This is a genomic window from Halosimplex rubrum (assembly GCF_013415885.1).
Taxonomy (GTDB): domain Archaea; phylum Halobacteriota; class Halobacteria; order Halobacteriales; family Haloarculaceae; genus Halosimplex; species Halosimplex rubrum.
On sequence record NZ_CP058910.1, the window covers coordinates 3,183,146 to 3,199,641 of the forward strand.

General features: G+C 72.3%; 19 protein-coding genes. 13 read left to right on the plus strand and 6 right to left on the minus strand.

Annotated features, from left to right (window positions below; all coding sequences use genetic code 11):
- The first annotated feature begins 29 nt into the window (after window positions 1-29).
- On the plus strand, window positions 30-1,820 hold the full coding sequence (gene menD / locus HZS55_RS16040; RefSeq protein WP_179908584.1) for a 2-succinyl-5-enolpyruvyl-6-hydroxy-3-cyclohexene-1-carboxylic-acid synthase: 1,791 nt from the start codon (window positions 30-32) through the stop codon (window positions 1,818-1,820).
- Between the two features lie 18 nt (window positions 1,821-1,838).
- Here menD and HZS55_RS16045 read toward each other — a convergent pair whose 3' ends face one another.
- On the minus strand, window positions 1,839-2,921 hold the full coding sequence (locus tag HZS55_RS16045) for a J domain-containing protein (protein WP_179908585.1): 1,083 nt from the start codon (window positions 2,919-2,921) through the stop codon (window positions 1,839-1,841).
- Window positions 2,922-3,065: 144 nt separating this feature from the next.
- Here HZS55_RS16045 and HZS55_RS16050 point away from each other — a divergent pair, with 144 nt between their 5' ends.
- The 9 genes from HZS55_RS16050 to HZS55_RS16090 all read left to right on the plus strand — a co-directional run bounded on the left by HZS55_RS16050 (window position 3,066) and on the right by HZS55_RS16090 (window position 10,627).
- Window positions 3,066-3,452 carry a RidA family protein gene (locus HZS55_RS16050; RefSeq protein ID WP_179908586.1) on the plus strand — a complete coding sequence of 129 codons (387 nt, stop codon included), beginning with the start codon at window positions 3,066-3,068 and terminating at the stop codon, window positions 3,450-3,452.
- An 80-nt stretch (window positions 3,453-3,532) separates the two neighbouring features.
- Window positions 3,533-4,486 carry a 1,4-dihydroxy-2-naphthoyl-CoA synthase gene (locus HZS55_RS16055; protein ID WP_179908587.1) on the plus strand — a complete coding sequence of 318 codons (954 nt, stop codon included), beginning with the start codon at window positions 3,533-3,535 and terminating at the stop codon, window positions 4,484-4,486.
- Between the two features lie 209 nt (window positions 4,487-4,695).
- A complete protein-coding gene (locus HZS55_RS16060) occupies window positions 4,696-5,223 on the plus strand; it encodes a hypothetical protein (RefSeq protein WP_179908588.1) in 528 nt (175 codons plus the stop codon).
- Window positions 5,224-5,313: 90 nt separating this feature from the next.
- Complete coding sequence (locus tag HZS55_RS16065) at window positions 5,314-6,270, plus strand: 1,4-dihydroxy-2-naphthoate polyprenyltransferase (protein ID WP_179908589.1); 957 nt, start codon at window positions 5,314-5,316, stop codon at window positions 6,268-6,270.
- On the plus strand, window positions 6,267-7,331 hold the full coding sequence (locus HZS55_RS16070) for a mandelate racemase/muconate lactonizing enzyme family protein (protein ID WP_179908590.1): 1,065 nt from the start codon (window positions 6,267-6,269) through the stop codon (window positions 7,329-7,331). The genes HZS55_RS16065 and HZS55_RS16070 overlap by 4 nt, the downstream gene beginning before the upstream one ends.
- Window positions 7,328-8,911, plus strand: coding sequence for a class I adenylate-forming enzyme family protein (locus HZS55_RS16075; RefSeq protein WP_179908591.1), 1,584 nt, complete (start codon window positions 7,328-7,330; stop codon window positions 8,909-8,911). The genes HZS55_RS16070 and HZS55_RS16075 overlap by 4 nt, the downstream gene beginning before the upstream one ends.
- Window positions 8,912-8,970: 59 nt before the next feature.
- Window positions 8,971-9,714 carry an NRDE family protein gene (locus HZS55_RS16080; RefSeq protein WP_179908592.1) on the plus strand — a complete coding sequence of 248 codons (744 nt, stop codon included), beginning with the start codon at window positions 8,971-8,973 and terminating at the stop codon, window positions 9,712-9,714.
- Window positions 9,715-9,740: 26 nt separating this feature from the next.
- Complete coding sequence (locus HZS55_RS16085; protein ID WP_179908593.1) at window positions 9,741-10,085, plus strand: helix-turn-helix transcriptional regulator; 345 nt, start codon at window positions 9,741-9,743, stop codon at window positions 10,083-10,085.
- A 44-nt stretch (window positions 10,086-10,129) separates the two neighbouring features.
- On the plus strand, window positions 10,130-10,627 hold the full coding sequence (locus HZS55_RS16090) for a dual specificity protein phosphatase family protein (RefSeq protein WP_179908594.1): 498 nt from the start codon (window positions 10,130-10,132) through the stop codon (window positions 10,625-10,627).
- 65 nt (window positions 10,628-10,692) lie between these two features.
- On the opposite strand, the gene HZS55_RS16095 is transcribed toward HZS55_RS16090, so the two are convergent.
- The 4 genes from HZS55_RS16095 to HZS55_RS16110 all read right to left on the minus strand — a co-directional run bounded on the left by HZS55_RS16095 (window position 10,693) and on the right by HZS55_RS16110 (window position 13,482).
- A complete protein-coding gene (locus tag HZS55_RS16095) occupies window positions 10,693-11,169 on the minus strand; it encodes a hypothetical protein (RefSeq protein WP_179908595.1) in 477 nt (158 codons plus the stop codon).
- A gap of 87 nt (window positions 11,170-11,256) precedes the next feature.
- Window positions 11,257-11,601 carry a hypothetical protein gene (locus tag HZS55_RS16100; RefSeq protein WP_179908596.1) on the minus strand — a complete coding sequence of 115 codons (345 nt, stop codon included), beginning with the start codon at window positions 11,599-11,601 and terminating at the stop codon, window positions 11,257-11,259.
- Window positions 11,594-12,610: a DUF7490 domain-containing protein gene (locus HZS55_RS16105; RefSeq protein ID WP_246308281.1), complete on the minus strand. Its 1,017-nt coding sequence runs from the start codon at window positions 12,608-12,610 to the stop codon at window positions 11,594-11,596. Before HZS55_RS16105 ends, HZS55_RS16100 begins: the two co-directional genes overlap by 8 nt.
- A gap of 116 nt (window positions 12,611-12,726) precedes the next feature.
- Complete coding sequence (locus HZS55_RS16110) at window positions 12,727-13,482, minus strand: DUF2797 domain-containing protein (protein ID WP_179908597.1); 756 nt, start codon at window positions 13,480-13,482, stop codon at window positions 12,727-12,729.
- Between the two features lie 138 nt (window positions 13,483-13,620).
- On the opposite strand from HZS55_RS16110, the gene HZS55_RS16115 reads away from it, so the two are divergent.
- A complete protein-coding gene (locus HZS55_RS16115; protein ID WP_179908598.1) occupies window positions 13,621-14,082 on the plus strand; it encodes a YbhB/YbcL family Raf kinase inhibitor-like protein in 462 nt (153 codons plus the stop codon).
- 33 nt (window positions 14,083-14,115) lie between these two features.
- On the opposite strand, the gene HZS55_RS16120 is transcribed toward HZS55_RS16115, so the two are convergent.
- Window positions 14,116-15,039: an NAD-dependent epimerase/dehydratase family protein gene (locus HZS55_RS16120; protein WP_179908599.1), complete on the minus strand. Its 924-nt coding sequence runs from the start codon at window positions 15,037-15,039 to the stop codon at window positions 14,116-14,118.
- Between the two features lie 123 nt (window positions 15,040-15,162).
- Here HZS55_RS16120 and HZS55_RS16125 point away from each other — a divergent pair, with 123 nt between their 5' ends.
- Together HZS55_RS16125 and HZS55_RS16130 are read left to right on the plus strand one after the other, a co-directional pair.
- Window positions 15,163-15,825 (plus strand): DsbA family protein, encoded by a 663-nt coding sequence (locus HZS55_RS16125; RefSeq protein WP_179908600.1) that lies wholly within the window; start codon window positions 15,163-15,165, stop codon window positions 15,823-15,825.
- A 74-nt stretch (window positions 15,826-15,899) separates the two neighbouring features.
- Window positions 15,900-16,484 (plus strand): tRNA (cytidine(56)-2'-O)-methyltransferase, encoded by a 585-nt coding sequence (locus tag HZS55_RS16130; protein ID WP_179908601.1) that lies wholly within the window; start codon window positions 15,900-15,902, stop codon window positions 16,482-16,484.
- Window positions 16,485-16,496: the final 12 nt, after the last annotated feature.

Consider the following 16,496-nt stretch of genomic DNA (forward strand, 5'->3'; position numbering starts at 1 on the left):
GGACCGGGCGGCACCGAGGTGACCCGCCAATGACCGCGCCGAACCGCGCGACGCTGTGGGGGCGGACGCTCGTCGACGAACTCGCCAAGAGCGGCGTCACCGGCGCGGTCGTCTCCCCGGGGAGCCGCTCGACGCCGCTGACGGTCGCGCTCGCCGAACACGACGGCGTCGAGACGTTCTCCGTGCTCGACGAGCGCTCGGCCGCGTTCTTCGCGCTCGGCCGCGGCCGCCGGACCGGCGAACCGACCGCGGTCGTCTGCACCTCCGGGACCGCCGCGGCCAACTACCACCCGGCCGTGATCGAGGCCAGCCAGTCTCGCGTGCCGCTGCTGGTGCTCACGGCCGACCGACCCGCCGAACTCACGGACAGCGGCGCGAACCAGACCGTCGACCAGGAGAAGCTCTACGGCGACGCCGTCCGGTGGTACAAGACCCTGCCCGAGCCCGCGCCCGAGGCCCGTCGGCTCCGGTCGCTCAGAGTGGCCGTCGACCGCGCCGTCGCGAAGACGACCGGGTCGGATCCCGGGCCGGTCCACCTGAATTTCCCGGTCGCGAAGCCGCTCGAACCCACGGACAAACCCGGCGACGTGCCCGACTCGCTGGTCGACGAGGCGCCGCTGGCCGTCGAAGGCCGGGACGGCCCGTTCGTCCGGACGACGACGGGGCGGGGCGAACCCGACGACGCCGCGATGGCCGACGTCGCGGCCGCCCTCGAATCGGCCGACCGCGGCCTGGTCGTCGTGGGGCCGCTGAATCCGGGCGTCTGCGACCCTGCGGCGGTCGGCGAGTTGCTCGACGCGACCGGCTTCCCGCTGCTGGCCGACCCGCTCTCGGGGCTGCGATACGGGCCGCTCGCCGCCGACCGCCCGGTCTTCGGCGGCTACGACTCCTATCTCGACGCTCCCGGCTGGCCCGACCCCGAGGTCGTCGTCCGGATCGGCGCCTCGCCCACGTCGAAAGTCCTCCGACGGTATCTCCGGGAGGCCGACGCGCGACAGGTCGTCGTCGACCCGGCGGGCGACTGGCCCGAGGCCGAGTTCACCGCGACCGACTGCGTCGAGGCCGACCCCGGCACTGTGGCCGCGGCGCTCGCGGAACGGATCGACGACCGGCCCCCGGCCGCTGGCGACGGGTCGAACACCCCCGACGCGAGGTGGCGCCGCCGGTTCGAACGCGCAGAGGCGACTCACTGGGACCTCGTCGACGAGGCGGCCGACGAGACCCTCTTCGAGGGCGCGATCCTCTCGGAAGTCATCGCGGGCGCGCCCGACCCGGCGACCGTGTTCGTCTCGAACAGCATGCCCGTCCGGGACTGCGACCGCTTCGGCCGCCCCCGAACGGCGGACCTCACCGTCCTGGGCAACCGCGGCGCCAGCGGCATCGACGGTATCACCAGCACCGCGCTGGGCGCAGGGAGCGCGACCGACGACCCGCTCGTGGTCGTCACCGGCGACCTGGCGTACTACCACGACACGAACGGCCTGCTCTCGGTCGCCCGTTGCGGCGTCGACGCGACGATCGTTCTGATCAACAACGACGGCGGCGGCATCTTCCACGTCCTGCCCATCGAGGCGTTCGACCCGCCGTTCACCGAGCAGTTCGTCACGCCCCACGGCCTCGACTTCGAACACTCGGCCGACCTGTACGACCTGGCGTTCAGGCGCGCGACCGACCTCGACGACTTCGCGGCGGCCTACCGCGAGTCGCTCGACAGCGATGGCACGCAGGTCATCGAGGTGCGGACCGACGGCGAGGCGAGCCATCGGCGCCGCGAGCGACTTCACGAGCGCGTCCGCGAGCGAGTGGCCGAAGACCGCTGACTCCCGGCGCGACCGCTCTCAGGACCGCACCAGCGAGAACGTCAGCACCGACATGCCGAGCGGGACCCAGGTCGCGATCAGGCCGACGACGCCGGCCAGCGAGAAGACGCCGAGGCCCGGGATCGCCAGCAGGAGTATCGGCACGACGACGCTCCAGAGGCCGAACACGAGGATCGCGACCTCCGGGATCGAGAGCAAGTAGGCGAAGGTGAGCAGCGTGCAGACCCCGACGACGATTCGCGCGACCAGCGGAAACCCCGGGTACAGCGTCGCGCCGACGAAGAAGGGGTAACAGACGAACGTCGACACCAGCAGGACGACCGACTGGTCGACCGGGAACAGGCGGCTGAGCCGGAGCCGACGGTCCCCCTCGTGACCGTTTCGGACGGCCCAGGCACCGGTCGCGTCCCACGCGTTCCACGACCAGTCGGCGTTCGGACCGTTCGACGCTCCCGCGGCCGCCTGCCGCTGGGCGGAGGGGGAGCTCTCACTCCCGCCCCCTCCCGCCTCGGCGGCCGCGCCGCCGGACTGCCAGGACGGCCCGGCCGACCCGCCCGTCGATCGAGTCGTCCCGTCGCCGGCCCCCGCGGCCGCGCCGCGGCCGTCCGCTCGTCTGCCCCCCCGGGCTCGCTCGCGGCGACGCCGGTCCGTCCCACCGGTCGACCGACTGCCTCCCGGACTCCGTCCGCGCTGCTGGGACCCGCGCCACGTGCTCTCGCCGGGGTCGGACCGTCCCGTCCCGGCCGCAGTGCCCGAACCGGCGCCGCCCGCACGCGACTCGGTCGTCCCGTCACCGGTCCCGGACCCGGCCTCCGAACTCGGTCCGGCGTCGCCGCGCCCGGCGGCCGTCCGCGTCGATCCGGCGTCGGGCGTCCCTTCCCCGGTGTAGGCCGCGTGCCCGAGGCGGTCGTACCTGGCGCGCTCCTCGCCGTCGGTCAGCACGCGCTTGGCCTCGTTGAGTCGCTTCGTGCGCTCCCCGGCGTTCACGTCGTCGCTCACGTCCGGGTGAACCCGCTTTATCGCCTCCCGGTAGGCGTCCTCGATCTCCTCGGTCGTCGCGTCGTCGTCGACGCCGAGGCGGTCATAGAAGGTCTCTGTCATGGAGGGCGCCCTGAATCGTCTCGACTTCGCGGGCCGACGATAAAATCCCTGTGCCCGAACTATCGGGATCGATAGCGTTCGGAGCCCGACGGCTCGCCCTCCGCGACCGGAACGCACTTTTCGACGCCCCGTCAGACGGCTCACATGTCTCGGCAGACGGTCACCAGCGACACAGAGTGGGAAGCGCACGTCGGCTACTCGCGGGCGGTCGCGGTCGACGGCCAGGTTCACGTCGCCGGCGCGACGCCGGTCGACGACGACGGCGAGGTGGTCGGCGACGGGCCCTACGAACAGACGAAGGCGGCGCTGGAGATCGTCGACGGCGCGCTCGACGAGGCCGGCGCGGGCGTCGCGGACGTGGTCCGCACCCGACTGTACGTCACCGACATCGACGACTACGACGCCGTCGGCCGCGCTCACGGCGAGGTGTTCGCGGACGTGCGGCCCGCCTCGACGATGGTCGAGGTGAGTCGCCTCGTCGACGAGGAGTTCTGCGTCGAGGTCGAGGCGACGGCGGTCGTCTCGGACTGACCGCGCGTGACCGCCCGGGAGCGCGGCGGGACCGCCGCCGACTGAGGAATCTTTTTGCGCGGCCCGACCCGAGGACCGGCATGGTTTCGGAGATTTTCGACCCCGACCGCTGGGAGTCGGTCGACGCGTTCGACTTCCGCGATATCACCTACCACCGCGGGACCGACACCCCCGCCGTCCGCATCGCCTTCGACCGCCCGGAGACGCGCAACGCCTTCCGCCCGGGCACCGTCGACGAGCTCTCCACCGCGCTCGACCACGCCAAGCGCCAGTCCGACGTCGGCTGCGTCCTGCTCACCGGCAACGGCCCCTCGCCGAAGGACGGGGGCTGGGCGTTCTGCGCGGGCGGCGACCAGTCGGTCCGCGGCGACTCGGGCTACGAGTACCGCGGCGACGACAGCGAGGCGCGCAGCGCCTCGGACCGGTCGAGCGGCGAGGGGAACGAGCCGCGAGACGCCGACCGCGAGGACGCCGCCGAGGCCGGCCGCCTCCACATCCTCGAAGTCCAGCGCCAGATCCGCCACATCCCCAAACCTGTCGTCGCCGTCGTCCCCGGCTGGGCCGTCGGCGGCGGCCACTCGCTGCACGTCGTCTGCGACCTCACCCTCGCCAGCGACGACCACGCGAAGTTCCTCCAGACCGACCCCGACGTGGCCAGCTTCGACGCCGGCTTCGGCTCCGCCTACCTCGCCCGCCAGGTCGGCCAGAAGAAGGCCCGCGAGATCTTCTTCCTCGGCAAGACCTACGACGCCGAGGAGGCCGCGGACATGGGCATGGTCAACGAGGCCGTCCCCCACGACGAACTCGAAGCGACCGCCCTCGACTGGGCCGACCGCATCACGAGCAAGTCGCCGATGGCCATCCGCATGCTCAAGTACGGCTTCAACGCCGCCGACGACGGCATGGTCGGTCAGCAGGTCTTCGCCGGCGAGGCGACCCGCCTCGGCTACATGACCGACGAAGCGAAGGAGGGTCGCGACGCCTTCAACGAGGGCCGCGACCCCGAGTTCGACGACTACGACTGGTTCTACTAGGAGCCATTCGTTCGCTCGGGGGTGTCTTCGGTCGCCTCCGGCGACCTGCGGGCGGTCCCGAGCGAGAAACGCGGCGAGAAGGCCAGTCGACCGAGTGAGCGGTCGGGCACGGACCGAGAGTGTCCGCTCTCCGTGGCGCCGACGCGGTCGACGCGCCCTCGGAGGGTGGCCGGCGTAACGTTCACCTCGCCGTGGCTCCAAACGGAAGTATGTCCGACCGCGTCCAGCGACGGGCGAGCTACCGGCTCCGCCGGGCGCTCGGTCCCTTCCTCGACAGGGCGATGCGGGCGGTCACTGACGAGACGATCCGCGTGTACCCGAGCGGGTACGCGGGGACGGTCCACTGCGATATCGACCGTCTGGAGTCCGTCCTGTCGGGACGCGGGTTCGACTGGAACCCGGTGAGCATGTACCACTACACGCGCCTGGGCAAACAGACGAACGGCAGCTGGGTCTCCCGCGAGTCGCCGTTCGCCGACCGGCAGCTCCACGCCGTCCTCGTCCGGCAGGACGCGGGGCAGATCGACGTGTACGCCCACGAGGAGTACAACTGGCGCCGACACCCGCTGAAACACACCCGGGACGCCGGCATCGACCGCGAGCGCGGAGTCGAGCGGATGCGAACGGTCCTCGACGACCTCGACGTCGACTCCCGCCGGGAGTCGTACGTCCGGCGGAAGGTCGGCCACCTCGGCCAGCGGGTCCGCGCGGGGCTGGCGCGCATCGCCGACGCGTGAACCCACCGGGCGCAGGCGCGGTCGGCCGCCGACGCGTGACCGCCGGTCGGGATGCCAACTTTGACACTCGACGGGTCCCGATTTAGAGGTATGTCGACCGCAGACGCGCAGGTATCGAAGACCCGCGCCTGGCTGATGGCCGCGCGGCCACAGACGCTGCCGGCGGGGTCGGCGCCGGTGATCGTCGGCGCCGGACTGGCCGCCCACGCCGGCGTGTTCGCCGCCCCGCCCTGGCTCGCGGCGCTCGTCGGCGCCCTGCTCATCCAGGTCGGAACCAACTTCGCCAACGACTACTACGACGCCGTCAACGGCGCGGACACCGACGACCGAGAGGGGTTCACCCGCGTCACCGCCGGCGGGCTCATCCCGCCCGCCCGGGTCAAGTGGGCGATGGTCGCGACCTACGCGCTGGCCGTCGTCGTCGGCGCCTATCTCGTCGCCGTCGGCGGCGTCCCCATCCTCCTCGTCGGCCTCTCCTCGATCGCCGCTGGCGTCCTCTACACCGGCGGTCCCTACCCCTACGGCTACCGCGGCCTGGGCGACCTCTTCGTGTTCGTCTACTTCGGCGTCGTCGCCGTGACCGGCACCTACTACGTCCAGGCGGTCACCCACGCCGACGCCGGACTCTTCCCGACCGGTCTCCCCGCGGAGACGCTCCCGCTGGCGGCCGTCGTCGCGAGTCTCCCCGCCGCGGGCCTCTCGACTGCGATCCTCGTCGTCAACAACGTCCGCGACCGGGAGACCGACGCGGAGACGGGCAAGCGGACGCTCGCGGTGCTACTCGGCTACCGCTGGAGCCGCGTCGAGTTCCTGCTCCTCGTCGGCATGGCCTACGTCGTCCCCGTGGTCTTCGCGCTCGACCCCGCCTACGGCCTGCCGGCGCTCGCGCCGCTCCTCTCGCTCCCGCTCGCGGCGACCGTGACGACGACCGTCCTCGAACACACCGACGGCGAGGCGCTCAACCCGGCGCTCGAACGGGTGGGACAGACGCTGTTCGTCCACTCGATCCTGTTCGCCGCGGGCCTCGCCGCGCCCGCGCTGCTATGACCGGCGACCCTTCGACCTGCGACGACGTCGACCCCTTCTCCCTCCCGCTCGAATCGCCGCTCTCGACGGCCGCGGGCGACATCTCCGAGCGCTCGGGCTTCGTCGTTCGCTACGACCATCGCGGCGAGACGGGAGTCGGCGAGGCGACGCCCCTGCCGGGCTGGACCGAGTCGCTCGACGCCTGCGAGCGCGGCCTCGGCCGGGCGCTGGAAGCGGGCGCGGACGGCGCCCACACCGCGGGACTGCTCGAACTCGACGCCGGCGAGGTGCCGGCGGCCCGCCACGGGTTCGCCACCGCCCTCCTCGACGCCGACGCGCGGGCCGACGGCCTCGCCCTCTACCGCTGGTTCGACGACTCGCGGACCGTCGAGTCGGTGCCGGTCAACGCCACTGTCGGCGACGCCGACCGCGAGACGACCGTCGAGCGCGCCGAGGCCGCCGTCGACAGCGGGTTCGACTGCCTGAAGCTCAAAGTCGGCGCGCGCCCGGTCGAGAAAGATGTCGAGCGCGTCCGCGGCGTCCGCCGGGCCGTCGGCGACGGCGTGACGATCCGGCTCGACGCCAACGGCGCGTGGTCCCGCGCGGAGGCAGCGGGGGCCATCGAACGACTGGCGTCGCTCGACGTGGCCTACGTCGAGCAGCCGCTCCCGGCCGAGGACCTCGTCGCGCTCGCGGACCTGCGCGGGAACGGGGTCGATATCGCCGTCGACGAGGGGCTCGTCGAACACTCGATGGCCGAGGTCTTCGACGCCGACGCGGCGGACGTAGTGATACTGAAGCCGATGGTGCTGGGCGGGCCGGGCAACGCGCAGACGCTCGCCCTGCGGGCTCGCGACCGGGGGATCGAGCCGGTGGTGACCACCACCGTCGACGCGGTCGTCGCCCGGACCGCCGCGGTCCACGTCGCCGCCGCGATCCCCGACGTGGCGCCCTGCGGGCTCGCCACCGCCGACCTGCTCGCCGACGACCTGGCCGACGACCCCGCGCCCGTGTCCGACGGGCGGATCGCGGTCCCGCAAGGACCCGGGGTCGGCGTGGATTCCGACGAGGTGCGACCGTGACGCTTCCGGGACCGACCGAGTGGCCGGTCGACGACCCCGTCGGTGACCCCTCGGTCGACATCCTCGCCCGGCGCGCCGCCGCGACGCCCGATGCGACCGCCGTCGTCGACGCCGACGAGGGCCGCGAGTGGACGTACGACCAGTTCGACGAGCGGGCGTCGAGCCGCGCCGCGTCCCTCGCAGCGGCCGCCGCCGGCGACCTCGACGGGGGCGACGCCCGGGTCGGCCTCCTGCTCGGGACGCGCCCGGCGTCCGCAGACCTGTACTTCGCGGTCGGTCGACTCGGGGCGAGCGCCGTCGCGCTCAACGTCGAACTCCCGACCGAGCGGCTTCGCTCACAGGCCGCCCGGGCCGATATCGACCTGCTGGTCTGCGAGCGCGCGACCGAAGGGCCGGCGACGGCGGTCGCGCCCGCCGAGGTTCCGGTCGCGTCGGTCGACGCTCCGGAGTCGGACGCCGTCGCGTCGCTCACGCTCGACGGCACCGACCGGGTCGGCGATGTGACCACCACGGAGCGACCGCTCGACGACGAACGGGTCGTCATGTTCACCTCGGGGACCAGCGGCGAACCGAAGGGCGTGCGACTCACTCGGCGGAACCTGATCGCGAGCGCCACTGCCTCGGCCCACCGCCTCGGCGTCGAGCCGGGCGACCGCTGGCTGGTCTGTCTCCCGACCTACCACATGGGCGGGCTCGCCCCGCTCGTCCGGTCGACGTTGTACGGGACGACGACCGTGATCCAGCGCGAGTTCGACGCCGGCGCGACCGCGCGCGTCCTCGACGAACACGACGGCACGGCGGTCTCGCTCGTCCCGACGATGCTCACGCGCCTGCTCGACGCCGGGTGGCAGCCAGCGAACTCGCTCCGGTTCGTCCTCCTCGGCGGTGCGCCCGCGACGCGCGAACTGATCGAGCGCTGCGCGGACCGCGGCGTCCCCGCCTGTCCGACCTACGGACTGACCGAAACCGCCTCGCAGGTCGCGACGGCGACCCCCGCGGCGGCCCGCGAACACCCCGACACCGTCGGTCGACCGCTCCGCGGGACGACCGTCGAGGTACTCGGTTCCGACGGGGGGCCGACCGAACCCGTCGACTCGGGCGAACTCGTCGTCTCGGGGCCGACGGTCACGCCGGGCTATCTCGACGACGACCAGACCGCGGCGGCGTTCGACGACCGAGGCTTCCACACGGGCGACCTGGGGTACACCGACGAGGCGGGCCGGCTCTGGGTCGTCGGCCGCGTCGACGACGCCGTCGTCACCGGCGGCGAGAACGTCCACCCCGCCCGAGTCGCCGACGCGCTCCGCGATATCGCGGGCGTGGCCGACGCCGCCGTCGTCGGCCTCCCCGACGAGGAGTGGGGCCAGCGCGTCGCCGCGCTGGTCGTGTCCGCCGGCGGGACGCCCGAGTCCACGGGCCTCACCGCCGAGCGCGTCCGCGACGCCCTCCGCGACCGCCTCGCGGCGTTCGCCGTTCCGAAGACGGTCGCCTTCGCCGACGAGATCCCCCGAACCCACTCCGGGACGGTCGACCGCGAGGCCGTCCGCGAACGGCTGACCGCGGCTCGCGACGGGGCGTAGCCGATTCGACGCGGGTCCGCGCCACGAGATTTAATCCCGTTCGTCGCCTACCGGGAATCGTGTGTACGCTCGTCTTCGCCTGGCAGGTGTTCCCCGACGCGCCGGTCGTCGCCGCGGCCAACCGCGACGAGGCGCTCGATAGACCGTCGCGGCCGCCCGAGGTGATCGAGGAGTCGCCCCGCGTCGTCGCACCGCGGGACGAGGAGGCCGGCGGCACCTGGATCGGCTACAACGACGAAGGGGTCTTCGTCGCGATCACGAACCGCTGGACCGGCCGAGAACCCACCGGTGAACGCTCGCGGGGCCTGCTCGTCCGCGACGCGCTCCGGCAGTCGTCGGCCGAAGACGCCGTCCGCCTCGTCGAGCGGGAACTCGACGACCGCGTCTACGACGGGTTCAACCTCGTCCTCGCCGACGCGGGCGCCGCCCTGCTCGTCGAATGGGACGGCGAGACCCGTCGCGTCCGCAACTTCGACCCCGGCGTCCACGTCGTCGTCAACGTCGGCGCCGACGGCGACTACGCGATCCCCGAGACGCGCGCCGAGGCCGGGCGGGCCCAGGCCGACAACGCCGGCAAGGTCGCGAGCGCGCTGCAGGTCGAACCCGGAGAGACGAGCACGGGGTGGCTCGACCGCGCCGCGGACGTGATCGCGGACCACGACTACGGCGTCTGCGTCCACCGCGACGGCTTCGGCACGCGCTCGTCGTCGCTGGTCGAGATCGGCCGCGACGGGTCGCGGTACCGGTACGCCGACGGGCCGCCCTGCGAGACGGCCTACCGGGAGGCGGAGGGGCAAATTTAAACGGCCGAGACACGGACCGTACCCGTATGTCCGCTGCCGAAGCCGACCTCAACGAGGACGAGCGCGCGGGACTGGAACTCATCCGGGAGACGGGTGGCATCCACCAGAGCGACTTCTGGAAGAAACTGGACGTGAGTTCCCGCAAGGGGAGTCGCATCGCCGACGCGCTGGCCGACCAGGACCTCATCCAGCGCGAGGAGACGGTCTACAACGGCCACAACACCTACTACCTCACGCCCGCGGCCCGCGACCTGGACTTCTCGCTGCTGATGGCCGGCGACCAGCTCTCCCCGTTCGTCGGCGACGACGAGATCAACGCCCACAGCGACACCTTCTCGCAGTTCGTCATGAACCTCGCCTACGAGGAGTAGACCCGCTAGCCCCTTCTTTCCCGGTACGCTCGCGTCCAACAGCCATGCCTGGCACGAACCGCGGTCGCGAGGGTCCCGACTGGTGGCGCCACGGCGAGACGGTCGTCCGCCCGTTCGGCTACGGACACGACCGACCGATCGCCCGACGAGTCGGCGACCGAGACCTGTTCGTCGGGAACGCGGCGGCCGCCGACCGCGACCGATGCGCCCGTTCGTTCGACCACGCCCTCTCGCTGACGGCCGAACCGCGGTCGGCGACGACACACCACCGTCCCCTCGTCGACGGCCCCGACAACGAGTGGGGCGCGTTCGAGGCGGCCGCGGACGCGGCGTGTCGGCTCCTCGGGGAGCGGGAGGGGCCACTGCTCGTCCACTGTTCGCACGGGGTCTCGCGGAGCGCGGCGGTCGCCGCTGTCGCGATCGCGGTCACCGAGAATCGCTCGCTGCGCGACGCGCTCGCGCTCGTTCGGGCGGCGCGCCCGCCCGCGACGGTCCGCCCGACGCTACTGGAGCAGGCCGTCTGGTACCTGGCCGAGAAGTGAATCGGTCGACCGGAACGCGCCGGCAGTCGACCGTTCAGCCGTCGAGCGCGCCGATAAGCCGTCGCTCAGTCCTCGAGCGCGTCGGCGATGCGACCGAGCTCGCGGCGGGCGTCGTGGACCTCGTCGCGGAGCTTGCGGACCTCGCGGACGAGTTCCTCGTCGGCCTTCGAAGAGGACTCCTCCTCGCCGCGGCCGCCGGGACCGCCCGGGCCGCCGGGGCCGCCACCCATGCCGGGCGGGCCGCCACCGCCGCCGCCCATCATGCCGCCCATCATCTGCGCGAAGGGGTTGCCGCCGCCACCGCCGCCCATGCCGGGCGGGCCGCCGCCGCCGCCGCCCATCATCTCTTCCATGCGCTCCTCGCGGCTCATCCCCTCGCCGTCGCCCTCGCCCTCCTCGGCGCGTTGCTGGCGGATCTCCTCGACCCGCTCGCGGAAGGACTGGGACTCGCCGTCGTTCTCGCCGTCGGCGTCGCCGCCCTCGGCTCCGTCGGCGGACTCCTCGGCGTCTGTGTCGTTCTCGTCGGAAGGATCGTCTGCCATGGTCGCGCTTGGCCGCGGCGTCCCAAAAGGGTTGTCGTACCGGGCGCTTTCCGGACGGCCGACCGAACGGTCCCGGCGGGCGACCGATCAGGCGATCCGGCGCACGAGCACCGAGATGCCGATCGCCGACGCCGCGAGCACGACCAGATTGAACACGGCCTGGAACACCGGGACGAAGTCGGGGCTGAACCACACCCGGATCGCCTCGCTGGCCGCGAAGTAGAACCGGAACGTCGCCACGAGCGCCAGCAGACAGAGGATGGCGAACGCCGCCCACTGGACGTAACCCACGATGTCCCGGCCGTCGACGCCCCCCTCGGAGCGAGCGGGGTCGCGGTCGCCCTCCGCGGCCGTCCCGCTGTCGGCGCTCCGAGCGTCGATCGGCTGGTCGTCCCCCTGTGCGGTCGCGTCGTCGCTGTTGCTGTCACTCATTGTTCCTCCGTGTCGCGAGCGCGGCGAGCGCGAGCAGGGCCGCGAGCGCACCGGCGCCGCCGAAGCCGGGACCGGACGCGCCGGCGTCGGTCGGCATCGGCGTCGCGCCCGCGCCACCGCCGTCACCCCGCTCGAAGTCGCCCGCCCGGAAGTCGACCTCCTCGCGGGTGGTGTTCTCCGGGACCGGCCGCGACGGGTCGAGTTTCGCCGACGCGGTCGCCGACTCGACGACGACGCCGTCCCTGAACAACATCCCGTCGAGGTAGTAGTTGTAGTTCGACGGCACCGTCAGGTCGGCCGCTTCGGTGACCGTCTGCCCCGGCCCGATCTCGTCGATTTCGACCGTCGCGCGGTCGGCGATCACGTTCGACTCGACCTGCCGCGCCACGACGACCAGCCGCAGGCCGCCCGCCGACTCGTCGCCGCGGTTCGTGAGGTAGGTGCCCGTCCGCAGCGTCGTCCGGTTGTCCGCCTCCTCGGCGATGTCGTAGGTGATCACCGGAATCGAGGTCGGACTGTCGCCGAAGCGGTGGAAACCGACGCTGGTGTCGGCGTAGTCCGGTGTCAGCGAGTCGACGCCGCTGACCTCGGTGCTGCCGGTCTCGACCCGGCGACCGTCCTCGTAGACGCGGATGTACAGGCGGTAGCCCCCCTGCCGGTCGACGGTGACGTTGACCCGCGTGCGAACCTCGCGGTTCCCATCGATCGTCCCGAGGTCCTTTCGTACTGTGGTCGCCACGAGGCCGGTGTCGGTGTCGACGGCCTGGATCTCGACGGTGACGTTGTCGGCGGGGCCGCCGCGGTGTTCCATCCGCACGTCCAGCGATAGCTCGGCGCGTTCGCCGCCGACCTCGCCCGCGGCGACGCGGGGGTCCTGGAGGGAGAGGACGCTCGGCCGAACGTTCTCGTCGGTCCGCTCGGCGAGGGCGTTCGGCGCCGCGAGCGCCAGCCCCGCGGCACCGACCACGAGCGCGAGCGCGAGGACGCCCAGCCACGCTTCTCGATTCACGTTCTCCAGCCCATCGGCACCCGGTAAATGTCTTGTGTCTAACACCAGCGGTCGCGACCGCGGCCCGTCGCGGCCGGAGTGTCGGCCCGTCCGGTCGGGGCGGCGGTCGGCGGAGCCTACCCGAAGGCGCCGAGGCTGGACTGGAGGTTTCGATCGCTGTCGCCCGCGGTCACGTCGTAGCCCACGAGGTCGCGCATGTCGACGGCGTAGGTGCTCCCGCCGTTGTCGAGTACGAGCACCCTACCCTGGACGCCCCTGACCGTCCCCGAGGCGAGCGTCTCGGCCACCGGCCGGTCGGCCGGCTCGAACCCGTAGTCGAAGTCGTACGTCTCGGTCGGGTCGAACTCGGCGAGCAACGACTCCCAGGCGGCGTCGTCGACGGTCTCGTGGAGGCCGCGGACCTTCGTCCGGACGCGCACGCGGTCGCCGATCTCGGTCGCGATCTCGGCCTCGATCTGTCGGGCGACGCGGCCGTCGGCGACCGTCCGGAGGTGAGCGGCGCGGTCGGCGCCCTGCTCGCGGAGGCGGGTGTCCAGCCGCCAGGAGCGGGTGACCCCGACCTTGAACGTCTCGGGGGCGAACGCGGCGAGGTAGATGGCGTGCTCCTCGCGACAGGACTCGACGGGCATCGAGCACTCGCCGGTACAGCGCGCGCAGGGCCAGCGGTAGGTGTGGTCGTCGCAGTACGGCGCGCCGTCGCGGGGACAGGACGCGTGCGAGCCGTCGTCGAGCACGCCGGCGCAGTGGCGTTCGTCGAGGGCGTAGGAGAGGTCGGTACCGGGGTCGAGCACCAGGGTCGAGACGGACCCGTCGTCGGCGATCAGCAGCGCTGGCGGGCCGTCGGTCCCCGTCTCGTACCCCACTATCTGCACGCCCGCGGGTTGGCGACCCCCGGATATAGTCGTGGCGCTCCGGCGGTCGGACCGGCTCCCGGCGGGCGGTGTCGACCTGTGGGTCAGGCGAACGGTGGGGCGGGTTTAACTGTCGGGGCGTCGTCGGTTCGCCGTAGCATGGCCGACCTGCAACTCACCAGTCCGGCGTTCGCGGACGGCGCGGCGATCCCCGAACGCTACGGCTACACAGCGGACAACGTCAACCCGCCCTTCGAGATCACCGGCGCGCCCGCAAGCACGGAATCGTTCCTGATCGTCGTCGACGACCCCGACGCGCGCGAGCCCGCCGGGAAGATCTGGGACCACTGGGTCGTCTGGAACATCGACGCCGACACCGAGTCGATCCCCGAGGACTGGGACCTCGAGAGCGACGGCGCCGTCGCCGGCGAGAACGACTACGGCGAGACGGGCTGGGGCGGCCCGAACCCGCCGGACCGGGAACACACTTACCGGTTCCTCCTCTACGCGCTCGACGACCGCCTGAGCCTCCGCAGAGACGCCACGAAAGACGACGTGTACGACGCCGCCGAGGGCTGCGTCGTCGGCAAGGCGCAGCTCGAAGGCACGTACGCGCCCTGACGCGGGGACTTCGGACGGTTCTCCGGCCGCCGGTCAGCCGTCGAGCAGTTCCCGCGTGGCCCGCCGCACCGCGTCGTCGCTGGAGCCGTCGGGTTCCCACCCGAGCGCCGACAGCTTCTCGATGGAGAGGCGCATCCGCGGCACGTCGCCGACCCACCCGCGGTCGCCGCCGGTGTACTCGTAGTCGGGGTCGAGCCCCATCTCGTCGCTCACGATGTCGGCGATGGTCGTGACGGAGGTGGTGGTGCGGGTGCCGAGGTTGTAGACGTTGAAGTCGTCGTCGGCGTATTCGACGACGTGACACATCGCGTCGACGCAGTCGTCGACGTGCATGTAGGACTTCTCCTGGCGGCCGTCGCCGAGGATCGTCAGCGACTCGGGGTCCTCGCTCAGTTTGTCGATGAAGTCGGGGATGACCGCCCCAAGCTGGAGGCGCGGCCCGACGATGTTGGCGAAGCGGTACACCCACGCCGTGAAGTCGTGACTGTTGGCGTACACCGACAGCAGGCTCTCCTCGCCGAGTTTGCTCGCGCCGTAGATGCTGATGGGTTCCAGCGGCGCGTAGTCCTCGGGGGTCGGACGGGGCGCCTCGCCGTACACCGTCGACGAGGAGGTGAAGGCGATCTTGTCGACGCCGACCGCGTCCATCCGGTCGAGGACGGTCTCGGTGAGTTCGTTGTTGAAGCGGTACTGGTCGATGTCGTCGGCGGCGGCGTTCTTGTTCGCGGCGAAGTGGAAGACGCCGTCGACGTCTTCGGTGATGGCCTCGGCGGCCACGTCGGGGTCGGTCAGGTCGCCCTCGACGAGTTCGACGCCGTCGGGGAGCCAGTCGCGCTCGCCGTTCGAGAGGTCGTCGACCGCGACGACTTCGTTGTCGCCGACGAGCCGCGCACAGAGGTGCGAGCCGACGAAGCCCGCGCCCCCGGTGACGACCAGTCGCTTCCCGGAGAGGTCCATGCGCGGAAGTCGTCCAGCGGCGACATGTGTGTTGCGGAAGCCCGGCGGGACGACCGGTGGTCGCCGGGGCCGACCGAACGTGTCACCGACAACGGTAAATCGCGGAGGGGACACAGACGACGTATGAACGACGACGGACCACGGGGGGCGAGCCGGCGCGCGTTTCTCGCCGGGGCGGGCGCGGTCGCCGGGGCCGCGCTCGCGGGCTGTGGCGGACTCGTCTCCAGACCGGGGAGCGAGGGCACGCCGACGGCCCGGGACGTGACGCTCCCGGCGCCGGCCAAGGGACCCGAGGACGCGCCGGTGACGGTCGGCGTCTACAAGGACTTCGCGTGTCCGGCGTGTCGGGAGTTCAACCGCGTCGTCGCACCGAAGATCCAGAGCGAGTACGTCGACCCGGGCGTCGTCCGACTCGAACACTACGACTTCCCGCTGGACACGCACGCGCCGGCGTCCTACACCGCCGCGAACGCCGCACGCGCCGTCCAGCACGAGGCTGACGACGCGGCGTTTTTCGCGTACGCCGACCTGCTGTTCGACAACCAGGGCGATTTCGGGCCGTCGACCTACGCCGATCTGGCGGGCGAGGTCGACGCGGACGGCGAACGCGCGCGGTCGGCCGCGGAGGGTCGGACCTATCGGCGGGTGATAACCGAGGACAAGCAGGCGGGGATCGACGCGGGCGTGGGCGGCACGCCGTGGGTGTTCGTGAACGGGTCGGCCGTCGACGGGTTCGGCTGGGAGCGCGTCCGATCGGCGATCGAGAGCGCGCGGCCCGACGGCTGATCCCGCGAGCGCGGACGGCGCGGGAGCGGACGCGTTCGGAAGGCTCCTAAACGGGGGTTCCGTAGCCGTCGTTCATGAACGACGAACCCGAGGTCGCGGTGTTGCGGCTGGGCCACCGGCCGGGCCGCGACGACCGGATGACGACCCACGTCGGACTCACGGCGCGGGCGCTGGGCGCCGACCGCGTCGTCTTCGGGCCGAAGGCGTCGGGATCGGCCGACACCGTCCGGGACATCACCGACCGCTTCGGCGGTCCCTTCGGCGTCGAGGTCACCGACGCGCCCAAGGCCACCATCTCCGAGTGGACCGGCCCGGTCGTCCACCTCACGATGTACGGCCTGCCGATCCAGAACGTCCAGGGCGACCTGCGCGCGTCGCTGGAGGCGGGGGAGCCGGTGCTGTTCGTCGTCGGCGCCGAGAAGGTCTCATTCGACGTGTACGAACGCGCCGACTACAACGTCGCCGTGACGAACCAGCCCCACTCGGAGGTGGCGTCGCTGGCGGTGACGCTCGACCGGCTGTTCGACGGGGCCGAACTCGACCGCGAGTGGGTCGGCGCCGACCGCGAGGTGATCCCGATGGAGACCGGCAAGCGCGTCGTCGAGCCGGACGGGGCCGAGTCGGTCGACGGGGCCGGATCGGCCGACCGAGCGGAGTGAACGCGCTCCCGC